This is a genomic window from Bacillus sp. DX4.1 (assembly GCF_030348195.1).
In the GTDB taxonomy this organism is placed as follows: domain Bacteria; phylum Bacillota; class Bacilli; order Bacillales; family Bacillaceae_G; genus Bacillus_A.
This window is the reverse complement of sequence record NZ_JAUCFT010000008.1, coordinates 910,184-929,583: the sequence shown is the minus strand read 5'-3', so window position 1 is coordinate 929,583 and position 19,400 is coordinate 910,184. Positions and strand designations below refer to the sequence as shown.

Annotated in this window: 20 protein-coding genes and 2 pseudogenes; 10 read left to right on the top strand and 12 right to left on the bottom strand. The window is 36.6% G+C overall.

What is annotated here, in order from left to right:
- Positions 1–4 precede the first annotated feature (4 nt).
- The 5 genes and pseudogenes from QUF99_RS07740 to QUF99_RS07720 form a co-directional block, all read right to left on the bottom strand.
- Positions 5–178, bottom strand: a pseudogene (locus QUF99_RS07740) (DsrE/DsrF/DrsH-like family protein); the annotation flags it as partial.
- A 154-nt stretch (positions 179–332) separates the two neighbouring features.
- The gene (locus QUF99_RS07735) at positions 333–596 is read right to left on the bottom strand and encodes a metal-sensitive transcriptional regulator (protein ID WP_289369322.1); all 264 of its coding nucleotides are present in this window, start codon (positions 594–596) and stop codon (positions 333–335) included.
- 181 nt (positions 597–777) lie between these two features.
- Positions 778–2,442 (bottom strand): CoA-disulfide reductase, encoded by a 1,665-nt coding sequence (gene cdr, locus QUF99_RS07730; RefSeq protein ID WP_289369321.1) that lies wholly within the window; start codon positions 2,440–2,442, stop codon positions 778–780.
- A gap of 373 nt (positions 2,443–2,815) precedes the next feature.
- On the bottom strand, positions 2,816–4,234 hold the full coding sequence (locus tag QUF99_RS07725) for a SpoVR family protein (protein WP_289369320.1): 1,419 nt from the start codon (positions 4,232–4,234) through the stop codon (positions 2,816–2,818).
- A 120-nt stretch (positions 4,235–4,354) separates the two neighbouring features.
- Entirely contained in the window at positions 4,355–4,915 is a 561-nt protein-coding gene (locus QUF99_RS07720; RefSeq protein ID WP_289369319.1) for a nitroreductase family protein, read from the bottom strand.
- Positions 4,916–5,151: 236 nt separating this feature from the next.
- Between QUF99_RS07720 and QUF99_RS07715 the strand changes: the two genes are divergently transcribed.
- From QUF99_RS07715 to QUF99_RS07675, 9 genes and pseudogenes are all read left to right on the top strand, one after another.
- On the top strand, positions 5,152–5,751 hold the full coding sequence (locus tag QUF99_RS07715) for a hypothetical protein (protein ID WP_289369318.1): 600 nt from the start codon (positions 5,152–5,154) through the stop codon (positions 5,749–5,751).
- A 250-nt stretch (positions 5,752–6,001) separates the two neighbouring features.
- Positions 6,002–6,683, top strand: a pseudogene (locus QUF99_RS07710) (GerAB/ArcD/ProY family transporter); the annotation flags it as partial.
- Positions 6,684–6,861: 178 nt separating this feature from the next.
- Positions 6,862–7,359: a PCYCGC motif-containing (lipo)protein gene (locus QUF99_RS07705; protein ID WP_289369317.1), complete on the top strand. Its 498-nt coding sequence runs from the start codon at positions 6,862–6,864 to the stop codon at positions 7,357–7,359.
- Positions 7,360–7,480: 121 nt separating this feature from the next.
- Positions 7,481–7,729 carry a YhdB family protein gene (locus tag QUF99_RS07700; RefSeq protein WP_289369316.1) on the top strand — a complete coding sequence of 83 codons (249 nt, stop codon included), beginning with the start codon at positions 7,481–7,483 and terminating at the stop codon, positions 7,727–7,729.
- A 101-nt stretch (positions 7,730–7,830) separates the two neighbouring features.
- On the top strand, positions 7,831–8,712 hold the full coding sequence (locus QUF99_RS07695) for an LCP family protein (RefSeq protein WP_289369315.1): 882 nt from the start codon (positions 7,831–7,833) through the stop codon (positions 8,710–8,712).
- Positions 8,713–8,856: 144 nt separating this feature from the next.
- On the top strand, positions 8,857–9,291 hold the full coding sequence (locus QUF99_RS07690) for a disulfide formation protein C (RefSeq protein WP_289369314.1): 435 nt from the start codon (positions 8,857–8,859) through the stop codon (positions 9,289–9,291).
- Positions 9,288–9,692, top strand: coding sequence for a thioredoxin family protein (locus QUF99_RS07685; protein WP_289369313.1), 405 nt, complete (start codon positions 9,288–9,290; stop codon positions 9,690–9,692). The genes QUF99_RS07690 and QUF99_RS07685 overlap by 4 nt, the downstream gene beginning before the upstream one ends.
- Positions 9,693–9,764: 72 nt before the next feature.
- On the top strand, positions 9,765–9,980 hold the full coding sequence (locus QUF99_RS07680) for a DUF1540 domain-containing protein (protein ID WP_289369312.1): 216 nt from the start codon (positions 9,765–9,767) through the stop codon (positions 9,978–9,980).
- Positions 9,981–10,080: 100 nt separating this feature from the next.
- Positions 10,081–10,209, top strand: a complete 129-nt coding sequence (locus QUF99_RS07675; RefSeq protein ID WP_289369311.1) for a hypothetical protein — start codon at positions 10,081–10,083, stop codon at positions 10,207–10,209.
- 87 nt (positions 10,210–10,296) lie between these two features.
- Here the strand turns inward: QUF99_RS07675 and QUF99_RS07670 are convergent, their stop codons facing one another.
- The 3 genes from QUF99_RS07670 to QUF99_RS07660 all read right to left on the bottom strand — a co-directional run bounded on the left by QUF99_RS07670 (position 10,297) and on the right by QUF99_RS07660 (position 12,705).
- A complete protein-coding gene (locus tag QUF99_RS07670; protein ID WP_289369310.1) occupies positions 10,297–10,569 on the bottom strand; it encodes a hypothetical protein in 273 nt (90 codons plus the stop codon).
- 274 nt (positions 10,570–10,843) lie between these two features.
- Positions 10,844–11,602, bottom strand: coding sequence for a L,D-transpeptidase (locus tag QUF99_RS07665; protein ID WP_289369309.1), 759 nt, complete (start codon positions 11,600–11,602; stop codon positions 10,844–10,846).
- Between the two features lie 236 nt (positions 11,603–11,838).
- Entirely contained in the window at positions 11,839–12,705 is an 867-nt protein-coding gene (locus tag QUF99_RS07660; protein WP_289369308.1) for an SDR family oxidoreductase, read from the bottom strand.
- Between the two features lie 233 nt (positions 12,706–12,938).
- Here QUF99_RS07660 and QUF99_RS07655 point away from each other — a divergent pair, with 233 nt between their 5' ends.
- The gene (locus QUF99_RS07655) at positions 12,939–14,240 is read left to right on the top strand and encodes an NCS2 family permease (RefSeq protein WP_289369307.1); all 1,302 of its coding nucleotides are present in this window, start codon (positions 12,939–12,941) and stop codon (positions 14,238–14,240) included.
- 86 nt (positions 14,241–14,326) lie between these two features.
- On the opposite strand, the gene QUF99_RS07650 is transcribed toward QUF99_RS07655, so the two are convergent.
- The 4 genes from QUF99_RS07650 to kdpB all read right to left on the bottom strand — a co-directional run bounded on the left by QUF99_RS07650 (position 14,327) and on the right by kdpB (position 19,389).
- Positions 14,327–15,181: a patatin-like phospholipase family protein gene (locus tag QUF99_RS07650; RefSeq protein WP_289369306.1), complete on the bottom strand. Its 855-nt coding sequence runs from the start codon at positions 15,179–15,181 to the stop codon at positions 14,327–14,329.
- Between the two features lie 296 nt (positions 15,182–15,477).
- Positions 15,478–16,623 carry a KdpD-like non-kinase potassium sensor gene (kdpDN, locus tag QUF99_RS07645; protein ID WP_289374586.1) on the bottom strand — a complete coding sequence of 382 codons (1,146 nt, stop codon included), beginning with the start codon at positions 16,621–16,623 and terminating at the stop codon, positions 15,478–15,480.
- A 65-nt stretch (positions 16,624–16,688) separates the two neighbouring features.
- Positions 16,689–17,270: a K(+)-transporting ATPase subunit C gene (gene kdpC / locus QUF99_RS07640; RefSeq protein WP_289369305.1), complete on the bottom strand. Its 582-nt coding sequence runs from the start codon at positions 17,268–17,270 to the stop codon at positions 16,689–16,691.
- A 19-nt stretch (positions 17,271–17,289) separates the two neighbouring features.
- On the bottom strand, positions 17,290–19,389 hold the full coding sequence (gene kdpB, locus QUF99_RS07635; protein WP_289369304.1) for a potassium-transporting ATPase subunit KdpB: 2,100 nt from the start codon (positions 19,387–19,389) through the stop codon (positions 17,290–17,292).
- Positions 19,390–19,400 lie beyond the last annotated feature (11 nt).

Here is a 19,400-nt window from a genome sequence, read left to right as displayed (position 1 = left end):
AAACCTAATGTGATATTCTCATCTTTTGCAACTCTAAATATGTGATGGCTTCGCCAACTTCAATATCCTCTACTAAGTCTTCTTTTTTCAAGTGCATCACATCCATTGTCATTTGATACACAATCATATTTATACCTAATTCTTTGGCCATATCTACGAGTTCAGAAATACTTGAAACATTTGCTCTTTTCCTTCCGTAATTTGCTTTGTAAACTTATAAGGAATAATCGTTTAACTTGTATTTAGATTTATACCCTTCGTTCATTATACACATACCCGTACGGGTATAATAATATTATTTTTAAAATCTGTCAACGCATTCGTTTGACAGATTATCTACTTTTCACAAGAAGTTGTACAGCTTCTTTTATTAAATCTTCATTTGACATATCGCCTTTTTCAAATTGTTCTCGCAAACACTTTTCTAAGTTCATTCCTACAATTAACCCAATTGTACGATCCATTGCAGACCTTGATGCGCTTAACTGTGTAATCACTTCTTTACACTCTTTACCTTCCTCGATCATACGAAGAACACCACGAACTTGACCTTCAATTCGCTTGAGACGGTTTTTAACATCTTCACTGTATTCCAATTCTCTACCTCCAAATGCTTTTATAGATATATAATTACATTACTTATGATCATGTCAAAATCAATTTTTGAGTGAAGTTCTTGTTTGAACTCCCCTCTTACATTATACCTCAAGGGGTATTTTGTAAACCCTAATTTTTAAAAATTGATCATGTATTCTAAACAAAAAAATAGAATGACCTTTAATGCGAAACATTCATAGACAAAACAGTCGCATACAATTTAAAACCACCATCTACATTCTTTACTTTATACCCTTTCTCCATTAGCATACGTGCCGCTACATACCCTCTCATACCAAGTTGACACGTAATATATAGCTCTTGATTCATTGGGATTTCATCTAATCTCTCCCGTAGTTCATCTAATGGGATATTGACAGACCCTTTGATGATTCCTTGTTTTAATTCATATGGTTCACGCACGTCAATTAAATATCCACCTTTTCCGACGATATCATCGATCTCATGCCATTGTACGGTATCCACAAGACCTTCAATTATATTGGTTGCCACATACCCCACCATGTTTACAGGATCTTTAGCAGAAGAATACGGTGGTGCGTATGCTAATTCTAAATCAGGTAAATCCATTACCTTTAGTTTTGCTTTCATCGCTGTTGCAATGACATCGATACGTTTATCGACTCCATCACGTCCTACAGCTTGCACGCCGTAAATCTCTCCGGTTTCCTTATTAAAAATGAGTTTTAATAAAATTGGATATGCATTTGGATAATAACCAGCATGAGAGTTTGCTTGTACATGAACTACCTCGTAGGGTATATTTAAACGTCGCAATACTTTTTCATTTACTCCTGTTGAAGCTACCGTTAATTCAAATACTTTGGCAATAGATGTCCCCATTGTTCCTTTATATACAGACTCTGTGTTACCATGAATGATATCTGCTAACATACGGCCTTGGCGATTTGCTGGCCATGCGAGTGGGATCATTGTTTCTGAATTAGTCACAAAATCTTTTACTTCAATTGCATCGCCAATGGCATAGATAGATGAATCAGAAGTTTGTAATGTTTCATTTACTTTAATTGTGCCTCGAACTCCCAGCTCAAGACCAGCATCTTTAGCCAAACTACTTTCAGGCTGAACACCGATAGAAAGAATGATCATATCTGTATGAATTTTCGCACCACTTTTTAAGCGAATAATTGTTCCATCTTCTTCAAAAGCATCTACTCCATCTTCTAAAATGAGCTGAACTCCATGGTTTTCCATATGTTCTTGTACATATGCTGCCATTTCATAATCAATTGGTGGCATCACTTGATTTGCCATTTCAACAAGTGTTACATCTACACCTCTTTCTCGCAAGTTTTCAGCCATCTCAACTCCAATAAAGCCCCCACCAATTACAGTGGCATGACCAGGGTTTTTTTCATCAATATATCCTTTAATACGATCTGTATCAGGTACATTTCGTAATGTAAACAACGCTTTTGCTGTTTCGATACCTGGAATAGGTGGGAAAATTGGCTTAGAGCCTGGTGAGAGAATCAGAATATCATAAGACTCCTCATACGTTTCATTTGTTACTACATTTTTAACAGTGATTGTTTTTTTTCCTTTATTAATTTTCACGACTTCACTTAAAATACGAATATCTAAATTAAAACGCTTTGACATTTTTTCTACTGTTTGCACTAACAGCTTTTGTCTTTCATGAATGATTCCGCCGATATAATATGGCAGTCCACAGTTGGCAAACGAAATATACTCTCCGCGCTCAAACATAATAATCTCATCATCTTCACTTAAACGACGGAGACGCGCTGCAACTGATGCTCCACCAGCAACTCCACCAACTACAAGAATTTTTTTACTCATCTTTCTTTTACCTCCTCAATCATTTTCAATTTTATTTTCCCTTCGTGTTTTGATTTTTACACACAGAGATATAAGTGAAACTTTAATCAGTAGGGGTTTTCTTCATCTCCCACTGATTATTAGCCCTCACCAATCGGGCTTTTGCGGGATAAATGTAGTAAAATCAAATTACGTATACCCGTATAGGTATATAATAAATGTAAAAAAACATTCGTGCAATATTTAGAGCTCAATATTTCTACTTGTTCACAAAATTGAAACAATGTTAGAACATGTAGGAAATCCCTCTATAATTAATCCTATTGTTAAAGAAGAAATCACCTCAATAGGTGCAAAACAACAAAAATAAAAACCACCTCACGTGAGGCGGCTTTCACACATACTTCCGGTGCACCATCTTCCCATCATATGAAAAGACAACGCCTTTATTCTCCACATTCGACTCCATATGCACCGTTCTTCCCCATAGCTGATGAATGTATGGCAATACTTTCTCTAAGTATTTCAAATCAAGCTCTATCCCTTCATAACAATGCTTAATATACAACTCACCATTTTTCAAATGATCTCCATCTTCAACTACTAAATACGGGAAACCACCATTCGTCCGCATATTGACGAGCTGATCGCGTACGTTTTCCCAATCTTTATCAACGACCTTATATTCCTTGCCTTGGCGCTGGAATAAGTACATATCTTCTCGCATAACGAGATCTTTATTTAAGTAGTTTCTAAGGAACGATACATCCCACTCGATTTCACGCACTTCAAACATTTTTTCCCGTCCTGATCCAGGCTTCACACCGCGGCGTTTCATTTCCTCGGTTGGATTGTCATAGCGCTCTTCAATATCTTCAAAGATTTTAATGCCGAGGTAGTATGGATTAATACTTGTTTTCGATGGCTGAACAACACCTGCATTTAACTTCGCAAACTCAATCGCTTCATCTGAACCTAGGTCCATTTCACGAAGGATGCGTTGGTGCCAATACGAAGCCCAGCCTTCATTCATGATCTTTGTTTCCAACTGCGGCCAGAAATACAGCATTTCCTCTCGCATCATCGTTAAAATATCACGTTGCCATTCATCCAATTCCCGGCTATATTCTTCAATGAAGAGGAGTAAATCTTTCTCTGGCTGCGGTGGAATTTTCTTTTTCTTCCTCATATTTGGTCGTTCTCGTTTTTTATTTCGGTCATCTAAGTTCCATAGGTCGTCATACTGTGATGCCCGTTTTGTTTCTACTTCTTCCTCTTCTAAATCATCTATACTCCAAGCAAGCTTCGGTCTCATAAGCGATGGATCAATATGTTCTTGAATTGCCAAAACAGCATCTAAAAATGTTTCTACTTCATCTTTTCCATACTTATGTTCATATGCTTTAATCCGTTCTGCCGTTGCCGCCATACTTTCTACCATGTCGCGCTTCGTATTTGAGAATCGAATATTATTTTTAAAGAAATCACAATGTGCCAATACGTGTGCCACAATTAATTTATTTTGAATCAATGCGTTTGTATCTAATAAAAAGGCATAACATGGGTCGGAGTTAATAACTAACTCATATATTTTACTCAGCCCTAAATCGTAATGTAGCTTCATTTTAAAGAACTGCTTTCCAAAGCTCCAATGTGAAAAACGTGTTGGCATCCCATACGCACCAAATGTATAAATAATTTCCGCTGGGCATACTTCATATCGCATCGGATAAAAATCAAGTCCAAACCCTGTTGCAATTTCAGTAATTTCGGCAATTGCATATTGCAGTGCTTTATCATCATTACTTCTCATATCTTTTCCCTCCTTACACTTTCCCTTATGAAAGTGTATGAAGGAAAACAAGCTTTCATGAAGATTGATTACATAATAAAAAGGCATCCTTGTCCCAAAACAAGAATGCCTCTCTTTATATTATCCTTCAAACACTTCTAACTTCTCTGTAATCGGTGTACGCTCTTTTCCTTCAGGTGCCTTATCGAAATAACCAAGATGAAGAATTCCGACAATACGCTGTCCTTTTGTTAATCCGATTCCTTCCATAAATATAGGATTGTAATTCAGTCCACCTGATTTCCAAACAACTCCTAATCCACGTTCCCATGCTAGTAATTGGAAGTTTTGCATAAATGCGCATACCGCTGCGTAGTCTTCATCACGTTGTACTTGGCGCGGATCTTCATCCATATAAACAACGATTTGAGCCGGTGTGCTCATAAAGCGATCCGATAATATTTGGCCTCTTTTTTCTCTTTCTTCGTCTGTGAAAGAGTTTAACACAGCTTCTACCAATGTCTTACGGCCTTCTCCGATAAATAATTTACATTGCCAAGGTTCGCGATGGCGATGATTTGGTGCCCACGTTGCGTCATTTAATAATTCAATTAATAATTCTTTTTCTACTGCTTTATCTGTAAATTTACGAATAGATCGTCTCTCTTTAATAACATTTGCAATGGAAGTATATGTAGTCATATTTCTCTCTCCCTTATTTTCATCTATATACATGATATTTATTTTCATTGATAAAGATTATCAATTTCGATTATAACTTAGTTTTCTACCATTAATCAATGTTTTATGTTAGAAAACTAATAAAAATTTCTCTTCATATTGTGAAGAAAAAAACTTAGAATGTTCACAAGTTTTTCACAGATCATGGACATGCTACATGTAACGTTTTCCATTTTATTCAATTAGGAGGAATTTATATGTACAAAAAAATCATTTCAAGCGTTATGGCAACAGCAATTTTATGCGGAGTAGTCGCGTTCCCAGCATCCGCTTCCACTTCTCCCCCAAAAGAAATTACCATGCACCATAAACTCATTTCAGAAGAACAAATGAAATCATTAGAGAAACAAGGTTATCAAAAGCATGAAATTTGGAAAGCAGCACACCTTGCAAAAATAAGTAAACAAGATATTAACACCGTACTAGCATACTATAAACAAACGAAATCTTGGGAAGACACTGCGAAACATTTCGGTGTTGATCCAAAGAAACTACATAAACATCATATGAGTAAAGAAATGAAAGAAGCATTACTTCAAAAAGTAGCGGAGATGCAAAAATCAACGCCCGAACAAGTAAAGAAAACGATGAAAGATTACAATATTCATCTACGCCACCTTGCGATTCTTACCATCATTGCGCAAAAAAGTAATACACCGCTAAACGACGTACTGCAAATGAAAAAAGATGGTATGCATATAAAACAAATCGCGGATAAACTAAATGTAAAAAAAGAAGATATACGAGCAGAGATGCTTAAATTAATACAGTCTGTGAAAGCAAAAAAGACGGAGTAGGCAGAGAAAAACGAGGAGCAACTGCTTCTCGTTTTTCTTATCTCTTCTACCACTGAACATGCATAGTAACCTTTTGTACATACATTGCCACAAACATAGAAAAAGATCTTCCCAAAGGGTACACAGTGTCTAAATTTCGGACAGACTTTTTTAGGTTGCTGGTATAATTTCTCTTCTTCCCAAAAAACTAACTAGAGTATTCCATATAAGGGAAAGAGGTGAAGATTATGTTGCGCTTACTATTTAGAAAGTCAAAGGAGGATTCCGATCTGTAACTGGTATCTGTTTTTTTGGCGTTGTACTGCCGTTTTTCATACTGCCCTTTTTATTTTTTTCAATGAAGTATGCACATTTCCGTAATGTTTTACCTATTTTCACCCATTCGTTACCTGATATTATCCGATCAGCGAAAGATTCTACTTTAGAATTTCTAGGGTTTGAGACATTGCTTCTCTTTTACCCATTAATTGAAAAGGTCAAAAGATGGGCACATGGTGGTGTTACTTTTACGACAATCCTTTATGTAATTGTCATACTCATCTCTTTCATGTACTTTAGTGAAGGTCTGCTAAATCATACAATTTGGGCTACATTAACCACGCTAATATTAAAGTTCCCTTCATACGGCGTTTTGAATACATTATTATTTTGGTATGGTTTCTGATTGTTTTGCCCAACTTGTGTGTAACAATTTAGGTTGCCTGTCAATCCATGAAACGCTCTTTCCGCATTCCTTTAAAATCACTACTCCATTTTTCATCATACTCATATTGATCGTTTCTTCATTATTTACAAATCGAGAGAACGTAAATGCACTCAATACTTTCGTTTCTAAAGCTGGTGTGTATCTCGTATACGTCTATATTCCTTGCCTTTTCCTGTGGCACTCTATTTGTTTCCGGCTAAAAAAAACAAATAAGGGAAAACTTTGATTAGTGGGATTTTTTTCATCTCCCACTGATTATTAGCCCTCACTTAACTTCTTTGCTTCCTGCCGAACTTTGGAGTCAAGATATTACTGCCTGGGAATAGCGGGATCAAACTTTTACATAGGATATAACTAGAGAATTTGGTACAATTTAACTAATATTAAAGTGAAGGAGTAAATATATGAAAAAGTATCTATTCTCTCTATTCGTAATAAGCAGTCTCATACTTGCTGGTTGCGGTACCGCAGACAAAGAACAATCTTCCGCACCAAAAGAAGAACATGCCTCACACTCACAGCAAGGTGATATCCAAGAAACAACAAAAGGAGTTGACACACTCCCAACCTTTTTGGAAAAATTAGATCCGCAAATGAAAGAAATTTATGCTGTTGCGGGAAAAAACGCTGACCTATTAGAATGGATACCTTGTTACTGCGGTTGTGGTGAAAGTGTGGGACATAAAAGCAATAAAAATTGCTTTATTCATGAGATCAAATCAAACGGCGAAGTTGTTTGGGATTCTCATGCAACAACATGTGTGAACTGTTTAGAAATTGCAACCGAATCCGCATCCATGCAACAAAAAGGAAAATCCACCCTTGAAATCCGAAATTATATCGATAAAAAATATAAAGAAGGCTATGCAAAACCAACACCTACGCCGATGCCAAAAGCGTAAAAACGAGGAAATTCCTCGTTTTTTATTTTTCACTCCTCATTTTCCTTAACAAATTCTTTCAAGTGTATTTCTCCTCTCTTGTCGTACACTATATATAACTCCTCAGTAAGGAGGGTACACAATGTACACATATAACGACTACGATAAAGCTCTCTATTACACGTATTGTTGTAATTGGGACAAGTTGCTTGTTTTAATGGTGCAAACTGATGATCATTTATTTTCTAAGCGCATTGAACACTTTTTACATGCTTATAAATATGGAAAAGAACTACCAGAAGTGGATAAACAGCTTCAGCTCTTATTTCAATACATTGACCATGCATCACAAAAGTCACATGTAGAAGAAGTAGAGTACGTACAAATATAACCCATGCGCTATTCTCCTTTGAGAATAGCGCTTTTTGAATATTTTCCCACAAGAATGTTCATAATACATATATCAATTATTCAATGGACGGACGTGATTGTTTGCATAAATCTTTTTACTTAATTCTCTGCATCACTATATTGCTTATCGGTTGTGAGAAACAAGCTAAATCTGAGTCATTTCAAGGTGCGAAACAAGAGAAAAACGTGTGGAATGTCTTAATTATCGGAAGCGATTCACGTGGTGAACAACAAGCTCGCGCTGATACCATTATGGTTGCCCAGTATAATAAAAAAGACCACACAGCAAAGCTCGCTTCCATTATGCGAGATAGCTATGTAGAAATTCCCTCCTATGATAAAAAGTATAATAAAATCAACGCCGCCTATTACTATGGTGGTCCTGAATTATTACGAAAGACCATTCAACATAATTTTGGAATCGATGTTTCCCATTATGTAACTGTAGATTTTGGAGCATTTGTTAAAATTGTTGATACAGTTGCACCTGAAGGAATTGAGGTCCATGTTACACAAGCGATTATCGATGATATGGGATTCAATCTACAGCCCGGTTTGCAACGTCTTCATGGGAAAGAATTGCTGAAATACGCCCGTTTTCGCCATGATACCGAAAGTGATTTCGGACGCGTCAAACGCCAACAAGAAGTGCTGCAAGCATTAAAACAAACTTTTACCGATAAAGTCCAATCTGTAGACGGTGTACTTAACTTGCCAATGATGGCACAAGAATTGTCACCATACATAAAGACAAATATAGATATATCAACACTCTTTACACTTGGAAGTAGCCTTTTGTTTCAACCCATTGACGAAATGGAAACGATGCGAATTCCGATTGATCATGGATATGAACCCACTCTTACCAAACATGCTGGTTCTGTATTAAAAGTTCATCCAGAAAAAAACAAAGAAGCAATCCAAAATTTTTTCCATACTTCAAAAGCTGTAAACCACCCTTAGGAACAAGGTAAATTAACCTTGTTCTTTTTTATTTTCTAGTTTTCTTCGTACAAAGCTTTCTTTACTAAAAATATTTTCTCTTTATTTTCTTATACGCTTCATACTATAATTTAGTATGTAACTATTATAAGAGAGGTAAAAAATATGAATCGTGAGAAAAAACCAGAATATGCATTGTTTACTGCTTGGGGAGCTTCTTTTATCGCTACACTTGGGAGCTTATACTTTTCCGAAATCATGAAGTTTGAGCCTTGTGTACTTTGTTGGTATCAACGCATTTTTATGTATCCATTTGTTTTATGGCTTGGCATTGCTGTTGTAAAAAAAGACTACCGCATTGCTTACTATTCTTTACCAATTGCAAGTATTGGTGCTTGTATTTCTTTATATCACTATGCAATTCAAAAAAATTCTGCATTCTCAGCAGCAGGAGCAGCTTGCGGACGTGTGCCTTGTACGGGAGAATACATAAACTGGTTTGGGTTCATCACAATCCCGTTTCTAGCACTTATCGGATTTATCACGATTGCAATTTGTAGCTTTATTTTGATCAGAACAAATAAGGAGATGAAAAAATGAAAAAAATGCTTATATTTGGCGGTATTATAATCGTCTTATTCGTAGCTATTTTTGCTGTAGCAAATATGGAAAAGAAAACAGATTACTATACAAATAAAATCTCTCTTGCAGACCTTCGTAAAAATGTAGAGGCAAAGAAAGATCAAACCATTTACTTTTATCAAACCAATTGCATTCATTGTCAAAAAATGTCTCCTATCGTTGTGCCTCTTGCAAAAGATTTGAACGTTGATATGAAAGTAATTGATATTGAAAAAGAACCTAATGCTGTTTGGGATGAATTTAAAATTACAGGTACTCCAACAATTATTCATTATAAAGAAGGTAAAGAAGTAAGCCGTATTGATGGCGAACAAACAAAAAAAACTTTAGAAAAATGGTTTAACGAGAACAAAAAGTAACAAGAAAAGGAAACTTCCTCTATACATGAAACGTGTGTAAAGTCCCACACTAATGTATAAGGAGGGGATTCTATGCCAGACGTACGCTGCTCTGTTTCCAATTGTTCATTTTGGGGACAAGGTAACTTTTGTCAAGCTAGTGCTATCGTCGTTCAGCCTGACGCTCAAAATGCAGTGCAAGCAGGCGATGACTCTTATACAAATGCAGTTTTAACTGGAGAAACGCTAGAAAGTTCAGCATCGACAAGCGTTGAAACATGTTGCCAAACATTTAGACCAAAATATTAATACACAAATACCCATCCCCTCTGGAGATGGGTATTTTTCTTTCTTTTCTCTCTCATTTCTTTCATAATATGTATAAAAAAACATGGAAGGAGCGAACAGGATGAGACACGTTTTTTGTATTGGCGAATTATTAATCGACTTTGTATGTCGTGATATCTCTTCATATTCCATTCAGCAAATGGACACAACAGATGCAAACGATGCCTTTGTCGGAGCGATCGCTTCTTGAAGATGTACAAGCATACGGATAAGGTAAAGTTTCCATCAGTGCGTTTTACCTTATCCCACTGATGGAACGCTTTCACCAATTGAGCTCTTACATAATCGCGAATCCATATTTCCAAGCATCATGCATCACAGCCATATACACGATTAAAATAAAAACAGTTCCACACAGTGTTATCCAGCGATATACTCCATCTTCCCCTTCTCTCGCTTCAACAAAAGACCAAATAAAGCCCACTAAAAGTAATAAATCAATATAAGGAATGTAAAGAGAAAAAACAAGTGAGATATACAAATAAATAATAAATAAGCAACAGGCTAATAAAAATATTTTAAAGGCAAATTTACTATTTCCTTTCTTCACAGCGCACCTGCCTCCTTATCCCGCATTAATAGGTAGTAATACCCCCAAATCCAAAATTGTGAGGAGTCCAAAGAAATTAGACCGGGATAAACTACCCGTAAAAGCCCGATTGGTGAGGGCTAATAATCAGTGGGGGATGAAGAAAACCCCCACTGATTAAAGTTTCACTTTATCTTTACTGTATTATATTCAAAGAAAAATAATAGTTGCGAATTGGTCAATCTTTACTTTCTTCATTATGATATAAAAAGCTACCGCCTCAACTCGGTAGCTTTCACTGCACTTTATATTTCCGTTTATATATATTACTTAAAATTGAATCAGGTACTTGCTCATAGCGGATTTTTTCTCCTGTTTCATCCATAATATACAAATTATTTCCTATATAATATACTCCATTCTCTCCTCGGGAGTAAACGACATATCTTTCATTCGGCAATACCGTTTTTATTTCGGTAAACTGACCATTGGGCTCTTGCCAATATATGTTCATACGATCCACAAGCGTCAATGTTCCAATTTGTTCTTCTAATACACGCCCATACCAACTCACAACACGATACCCGAGCCTATGCGCTGCATATTCTGGAGATGTATGAAATTGAGAGATAATAACTTTTGTCTGCACAGGTACACGTTCATACAGCCATTGTATATCGCGGTCATGCATGCGAATACAACCATTTGATTCCCTTCTTCCAATCGTTCCTTCTCGATTTGTACCATGAATTGCATATTCCTTTTCATTTAAGCCGAGCCATCTTGTACCAAGCGGATTATTCGGTGCTCCACCCGGAATTTTCTTACGATGATATTCTTTATTTTTATATTTATTAATAATGCAAAATGTCCCTAGAGGAGTTGGAGTATTAACCTTCCCCGTTGTAATTGGAAACGTCCTTACGTAATTTCCATTTTCAAAAAAAGATAATTGATTTGTAGAAAGATTGATCAGTACTAAATGATCTGTATTTGCAAAAATGCTCATTGGGAAGCAAAAAAAGAATATTGCAAGGAAACATATTTTTTTCATCCAGGTCACCTCAGCAGCCACTTCGAAATTGACCACAATATACAGTGGTACAATTAGCTTTTACTACGAGTTCTATTCTTATGAACGAAAAAAAATGAGGCATTTTCCATCCTCATTTTCTTCGCACTTTCTTTTTACTCCGCTATTTGCGAGCAGTAATAATCCCACCTCAAAGTTCTTCAAAAAGCAAAGAAATTAAGTGGGGGATGAAGCCCCCCACTGATCAAATTTTCACTTTATCCATTCACGATTACCCCGCCATTTACGTGAATCATTTGTCCTGATACATATGTAGAATCACCTGAAGCTAAATAAACGTAAGCTGGTGCCAATTCATATGGCTGTCCTGGCCTTTTCATCGGTACGTTACTTCCAAATTCAGATACTTTCTTCTTATCAAAACTCGCTGGAATAAGTGGTGTCCAAATCGGCCCTGGCGCAACACCATTTACGCGAATACCTTTTTGCACTAACGATTTCGCAAGCGAACGAGTAAAAGCAACAATCGCTCCTTTTGTTGCAGAATAATCGATGAGTTGTTCATTTCCTTCATATGCTACGATAGATGCTGTATTTACAATGGTATCTCCTTGTTTTAAATGTACCAGCGCTGCTTTTGTTACATGAAAATAAGAAAAAATATTAATGTGAAATGTTTGTTCCAACTGCTGCGCTGTAATGTATTCTAAACTTTGCTGTGGATATTGCTGTGCAACATTATTTACAACGATGTTTAAACCGCCCAGTTGTGAAACTGCTTCCGTTACAACATGCTGACAATGTTGTTCCTTACTTAAATCACCTGGAAGTAATATGCATTTCACACCTTGCGTCTCGACAAGGCGCTTTGTCTCTTTCGCATCTTCATGTTCATCTAAATAAGCAATTGCAATATGTGCACCTTCTTTTGCAAAAGCGATAGATACTGCCCTTCCAATTCCGCTATCTCCACCTGTAATGAGTGCATATTTTCCTTTTAATTTCTCACTACCTCGGTAATTTGGATCTTCATACTCTGGAAGAGGATTCATCATCGACTCTATCCCTGGTTGTTTATTTTGATGTTGTGCTGGCAATGTTAGAAATTTTTTTTGTTCTGACATGCATCATTCAGCTCCTTCTCAATTCTCTTTCTTATGATGTACACAATTATGAAAAGTACTTATACATTAAAACCCGAAACATATACGCATTTTTTGTGATTAATATTCGAAATTGAGACATAAAATAAAAATTGTTGTAAATCTTTTTATATAAAGCTCTTGCAAAATAACAAAAAAACGAATATTATATATAACTGTTGTGATAATCATTCGTAAAAAGAAAGGATGTTTATATGTTTAACCTTTCAAAACATAAAACTTCTATTAAAACTGAAATTATGGCAGGTATAATTACCTTCTTAACAATGGCATATATTATTGTCGTAAATCCCGTCATCCTTGGTGATGCAGGCGTTCCATTTGAGCAAGCATTTACAGCGACAATTATTGCAGCTGTTGTCGGAACATTATTTATGGCAATCTTCACAAATCTACCAATTGCAGTCGCACCAGGTATGGGACTTAATGCTTACTTCTCTTACTCTGTTGTAAAAGCTCATGAAGGCATGACATTTGCAGTTGCATTCTCTGCTGTATTCGTAGCAGGTATGATTTTAATTTTGCTATCATTCACATCTTTCCGTACAAAATTAATGGAAGCTATTCCTGAAAACTTAAAACATGCAATTACAGCTGGTATTGGCTTATTTATCGCATTTATCGGTTTACGTATGACAGGTATTGTAACAAGACATGAATCAAACTTAGTTGGACTTGGAGATCTTCATTCAGCTCCTGTACTGTTAGCATTAGCTGGACTTGGCATTACATTAGTACTTATGTCCTTAAACGTGAACGGTGCATTATTCTTCGGGATGTTACTAACAGGTATTATCGCTTACTTTACAGGACAGTTAACGTTCACAAACGGGATTACCTCTATGCCTGGATTGCCAGAAGGAATCATCGTTTCAAATCCGATTACTGCAGTTTCTGATGTTATTAACTACGGTCTATACGGAGTTGTATTCTCCCTCTTCCTTGTGACACTATTTGATACAACAGGTACCTTACTTGGTGTTGCGGAGCAAGGTGGATTCATGAAGGACGGTAAGCTTCCGAAAGCTGGACGCGCTCTTCTGTCCGATTCTTTCTCAGCAACAATTGGTTCTATGTTTGGAACAACACCGTCAACAGCATACATCGAATCATCCGCTGGTGTAGCAGCAGGTGGCCGTACTGGTTTGACAACAATTACAGTTGCGGTACTCTTTGCAGTCGCTGCATTCTTTGGTCCATTGGTCGGTGCAGTTTCAGGTGTTTCAGCAATTACATCTCCATCCTTAATTATCGTTGGTAGCCTAATGATGGGTTCTGTTCGTCACATTAATTGGGATGAATTTGATGAAGCATTCCCTGCATTCTTAGTAATGTTAAGCATGCCACTTACATCAAGCATTGCAACGGGTATTGCACTTGGATTTATTTCATACCCGCTTATGAAAATAGCAAAAGGTCAATTCCGTGCAGTACATCCACTTGTATACGTATTTGGTATTTTGTTCGCTTATCAGTTAATTTTCTTACCGCATTAATAGATAAAAAAGCCTTGGTTCACCAATGATGTGAGCCAAGGCTTTTTTTATGATTTATCTTTAACATTTTTTATTAACGCTTAATCCTATCCTTGTAAAAATGCCTGTAAATCAGCAAACTGTTTTGCTGCATCTTGATATCCTTGTTCATACAAACCTTGCAATTTTTGCGGGTCCTTTTCCATTCGATCCACTTGCAGTAGCACCTCTGGACGAATAACAAATAAATTACCAGCTGCCTCTTCTTTTTCAATATAATGCAGTGTCTCATTGTATATTTCATAACGAGCTAGCATCGTATTCACAAGGTTTGGATACTTTTTATATGCTTTTGCTGCAATCCACCCAAACTTGGATTTTCTTTTTGAGTACCCATGATTTCTCGTTAAAATAACAACTGATTTCTCATAACCATCTTGCTGTGCTTTCCGAACCGGTATAGGATCAGAAATGCCACCATCTAATAACTTTTTCCCACGGAAATTTACAATAGGAGCTATAAATGGTAATGAACTAGATGCCTGTAATAATGTTAATGCTTCTTCTACCGTACCATCTTTTTCAAAATACATGGGCTGGCCTGTTTCGCAATCCGTCGTTCCTACAAGAAAGCGCTCCGTACTATTGAAATATGTGTCAAAATCAAACGGCACATGCTGCGTTGGAATTTCATGAAAAATAAAATTCATATCAAATAACTGACGTTTTTTCCAAAAGTTTTTATAAGATAAATATCTTGGATGCGTTATATACTCAATATTGACTGTTTTATTTCGGTCTTTTTGCCTTGAAAGATACGACGCTGCATTACACGCACCAGCTGAGACACCAACGATATATGGAAAATATAAATCCTGTTCCATAAAGTATTCTAGTATCCCAGCTGTATATACGCCGCGCATGCCGCCGCCTTCTAATACTAAACCCGTATTTTCAAGCATTGTTTTCTCTCCTCATTCTATATAATATTTAATATTCACATTGTTAAGTATCTCTTTCTATTATATATAAGATTTTACTGAAACTATATTGAGACGACTTGAAATGAGGGAGAAAATTCTTCATACTACTTTTCTATATAAATACAAATGAAAAAACCGACATAAAACCCTTCTTTTTAGGTGGAGGTCTTACTGTCCGCGAATAGCTGGATAAATTTCATTTCCTTTGTCCGTTGAACGAAAGAGAGAATCTCCGAAAACAGCTATTTTGCTGTATTTGGAGATTCTCTCTTTCACTACGCTCTTTGATCAGCAACAATGTGAATATCAATATGCTTCGTTTGCCGCATAATTTCATTTACAATTGAACCTTTTCGAATTTCTTCCCATCTTGTTCTTGCGGATTGTCCAAGCAAGATTTGTGTAGCCTGCAATTTTTTTGCAACTTTAATAATGACATCAGCTGGCTTCATTCCTTTCGCTTCTTCTAGTAAAAAAGTTGCATCAAATTGTTTTGTTAACAGTTCCCATTCTTCAATGATTTGCTTCTTAGCTGTCGATAAAGATTCTATCTCTTCTCTTTCTACGTTCAATACATATAATTCGGCATTCAATCGATTCGCCATGCGCCAACCACGCCGAATTAACTTTTCTGCTGTTGAAGTGAACTGCACACATACAAGGATTTTTTCTTTTACACCAATTGGTTCTAACGTCGATTGACTAATTTTCTCATCCATATCATCCGCAACTTCACGTAACGATAACTCTCGCAAAGCACCTAAATTATTAATCGTAAAAAAGTTTTGTAAGCTCCTCTGAATTTTTTCTTCTTTATATATTTTTCCGTCCATTAATCGTTTCCTTAATACTTCAGGCGTTACATCAACAAGCTGAATTTCATTCGCTTTTTGCAAAATAAAATCTGGAATGCGCTCTCGTACTTTTACATTTGTTATTTGTTCCACAATATCATGAACACTTTCTAAATGCTGAATGTTAAACGCTGATAATACTGATATTCCCGCCTCTAATATCTCTTCTACATCCATATAGCGTTTTTTATGTTTAGAGCCTGGTATGTTCGTATGCGCCAATTCATCAACAATGACCATTTGCGGCGCCCTTTTTATAATCCTGTCTACATCAAGCTCATAAAATATCTTTCCTTTATAGTTCATTTCTTTTAAAGGGATTTTTTCTAAATCAGCAATTGCTTCTGCTGTCTCTTGTCTCCCATGCGTTTCAATTAAACCAATAACAATGTCAATGCCCTCTTTTTTCATTTCTTGTGCATCGAACAACATTTTATAGCTTTTTCCAACGCCTGGTGCCGCACCAACATACAGCTTAAGCTTTCCACGATTTTGCTCGCGAATATATTCTAGGTATTCTTCAGGTGTTCGCCTTTGAAATGGCGGTTTATAGTCATCTGCATACATTACAAACACAACCTTTCTTACCAAACAGTACTACCTCAATCCGAAAGATTGAGGTAGTACTGTTACTATTTCATCATTTTTTGCAACTCAATATTTAATTTCAAAACGTTCACACGATCTTCCCCAAATAGTCCAAGTGCACGTCCCTCAGTTTGAGACTTAATCAACTGATTCAATTTTTCTTTTGAAATGTTTGTTAATTTTGCAATGCGATCCACTTGTACATAAGCAGCTTGCGGACTCATATCAGGATCGAGTCCAGAACCTGAATTCGTTACTAAATCCATCGGTACTTCTGTAACTGGAACGCTTGGATTTTCCTTCTTCCAATTTTCCACACTTTCTTCTACACGTTTTACTAAATCAGGATTCGATGGTGCATAGTTATTAGATCCTGATGCTTCTGCTTTATATTCTATACTAGAGACACGCCCATGAAAATAACGTGGATCTTTAAAATTTTGACCAAGTAGTTTTGAACCGATTACTTCATTCTTTTCATTATATATAAGACTTCCGTCCGCATTATCTTTCATAACAGCTTGCGCAATTCCAGTTACAAGCAATGGATATAAAAGTCCGCACACGACAAGAAACGTAAAGGTTACACGAATGACAGGTGAAAGTATACTTTGTTTTTCGGACATTTTCCTTTTCCCCTCTTCCTTAAATAAACAATCCCACAATCATATCAATTACTTTAATTCCAATAAACGGAACAATCACTCCGCCAAGTCCATAGATCAACAAGTTACGACCAAGTAGTGCATTGGAACTCATTGGTTTATACGCAATCCCCTTCATTGCTAGAGGAATGAGTAATGGGATAATAATAGCGTTAAATATCAGTGCTGATAAGATGGCTGATAACGGTGAAGTTAGCTTCATGACATTGAGTGCTTCCATTTGCGGAATTGCCAATGTAAACATCGCTGGAATAATTGCGAAATATTTTGCGATATCGTTCGCAATACTAAATGTTGTTAATGCACCGCGTGTCATTAATAGCTGCTTCCCAATCCCTACAACCTCAATAATTTTTGTTGGATTGGAATCTAAATCAATCATATTGGCAGCTTCTTTTGCAGCTGTTGTACCACTGTTCATTGCTAGCCCAACATCAGCTTGCGCTAAAGCTGGTGCATCGTTCGTGCCATCGCCTGTCATCGCAACAAGCTTTCCTTTATCTTGTTCTGCTTTAATCACAGCAATTTTATCTTCCGGCTTACATTCTGCCACAAATTCATCCACACCTGCTTCTTTTGCAATGGTTGCTGCTGTTAATGGGTTATCCCCTGTACACATGACTGTTTTAATCCCCATTTGGCGAAGCTGTTCAAAACGTTCACGCATGCCTGGTTTTACAGTATCTTTTAAATATATTAATCCATAAATACGTTGATCTACTGCAACTACAAGTGGTGTCCCGCCCTCTTTTGCAATTAAATCTGCTTTTTGATTCAAATCTTTTGGAATCGTACCTCCTTGTGCTTGTACCCACTCTATTACTGCACCAACTGCTCCTTTTCGTACTTTTACACCATCAGGTAAATCCACGCCACTCATTCTTGTTTCTGCTTTAAATGGAACAAATTCACCTTTTTCTGCAAGCTCTCTATTATAGGAAAAAGATTTTGACTTCACATATTCAATCACTGAACGACCTTCTGGTGTTTCATCTAGCACTGATCCAAGTGCTGCCCATTTTGCTACTTGTTCAATCGTTTCATTCCCTACAGGAAGCAATGTATGTGCCATCCGATTCCCAAATGTAATGGTACCCGTTTTATCTAAAATGATTGTATTAATATCACCAGCTGCTTCTACAGCTTTCCCTGACATTGCTAATACATTAAATTTCGTCACCCGGTCCATTCCGGCAATCCCAATTGCTGATAATAACCCACCAATTGTTGTTGGGATTAAACAAACCAGAAGTGCAACAAGTATTGCCGTATCAAGTTTAAATCCTAAATAATTCGTAAAGATTGGTAGCGTCACAACAACGATTAAGAAAATAAGCGTTAAACTTGTTAATACTGTGTTAAGAGCAATTTCATTCGGTGTTTTTTGACGAGCTGCTCCTTCTACTAAGGAAATCATTTTATCTATAAATGACTCGCCTGGATTGCTTGTAATAGAAATTGTAATCTCATCACTTACCACCATTGTGCCGCCTGTTACCGAACAAAAATCGCCACCTGCTTCTTTAATAACTGGAGCAGATTCCCCAGTAATTGCGGATTCATCAACGGATGCTAATCCTTTAATAACCTCACCGTCACTCGGAATCATTTCTCCCTGTTTCACAATTACAACGTCACCTTTTCTAAGCTCCGTTGCTGAAACTTGAACGATCTTTCCATTTTCTTTTACTGCATTCGCAAATACATCTTTCTTTGATTGTTTTAAAGAATCTGCCTGTGCTTTCCCGCGTCCTTCTGCCAATGCTTCCGCAAAGTTAGCAAACAAGACAGTGAATAATAGAATGAGAGAAACTGTTATATTAAACCAACCTGGTATACTACTAGATAAGCTTGGTAGAAACGATAAAATCAAAGTGATAACAAATCCGATTTCCACCACGAACATAATTGGATTTTTTACCATCACTTTCGGGTTTAGCTTCGCAAATGATTGTTTGATAGCATTTGTAATAATGTCACGATCCATTGTTTTTGCTTGTCTGACTTCACTTTCTATTTCTATTTTTGATGATGTAATCGATTGATTAGATTGTTTATCTTTTACCACTACAGGTCTCATCATTTACCCTC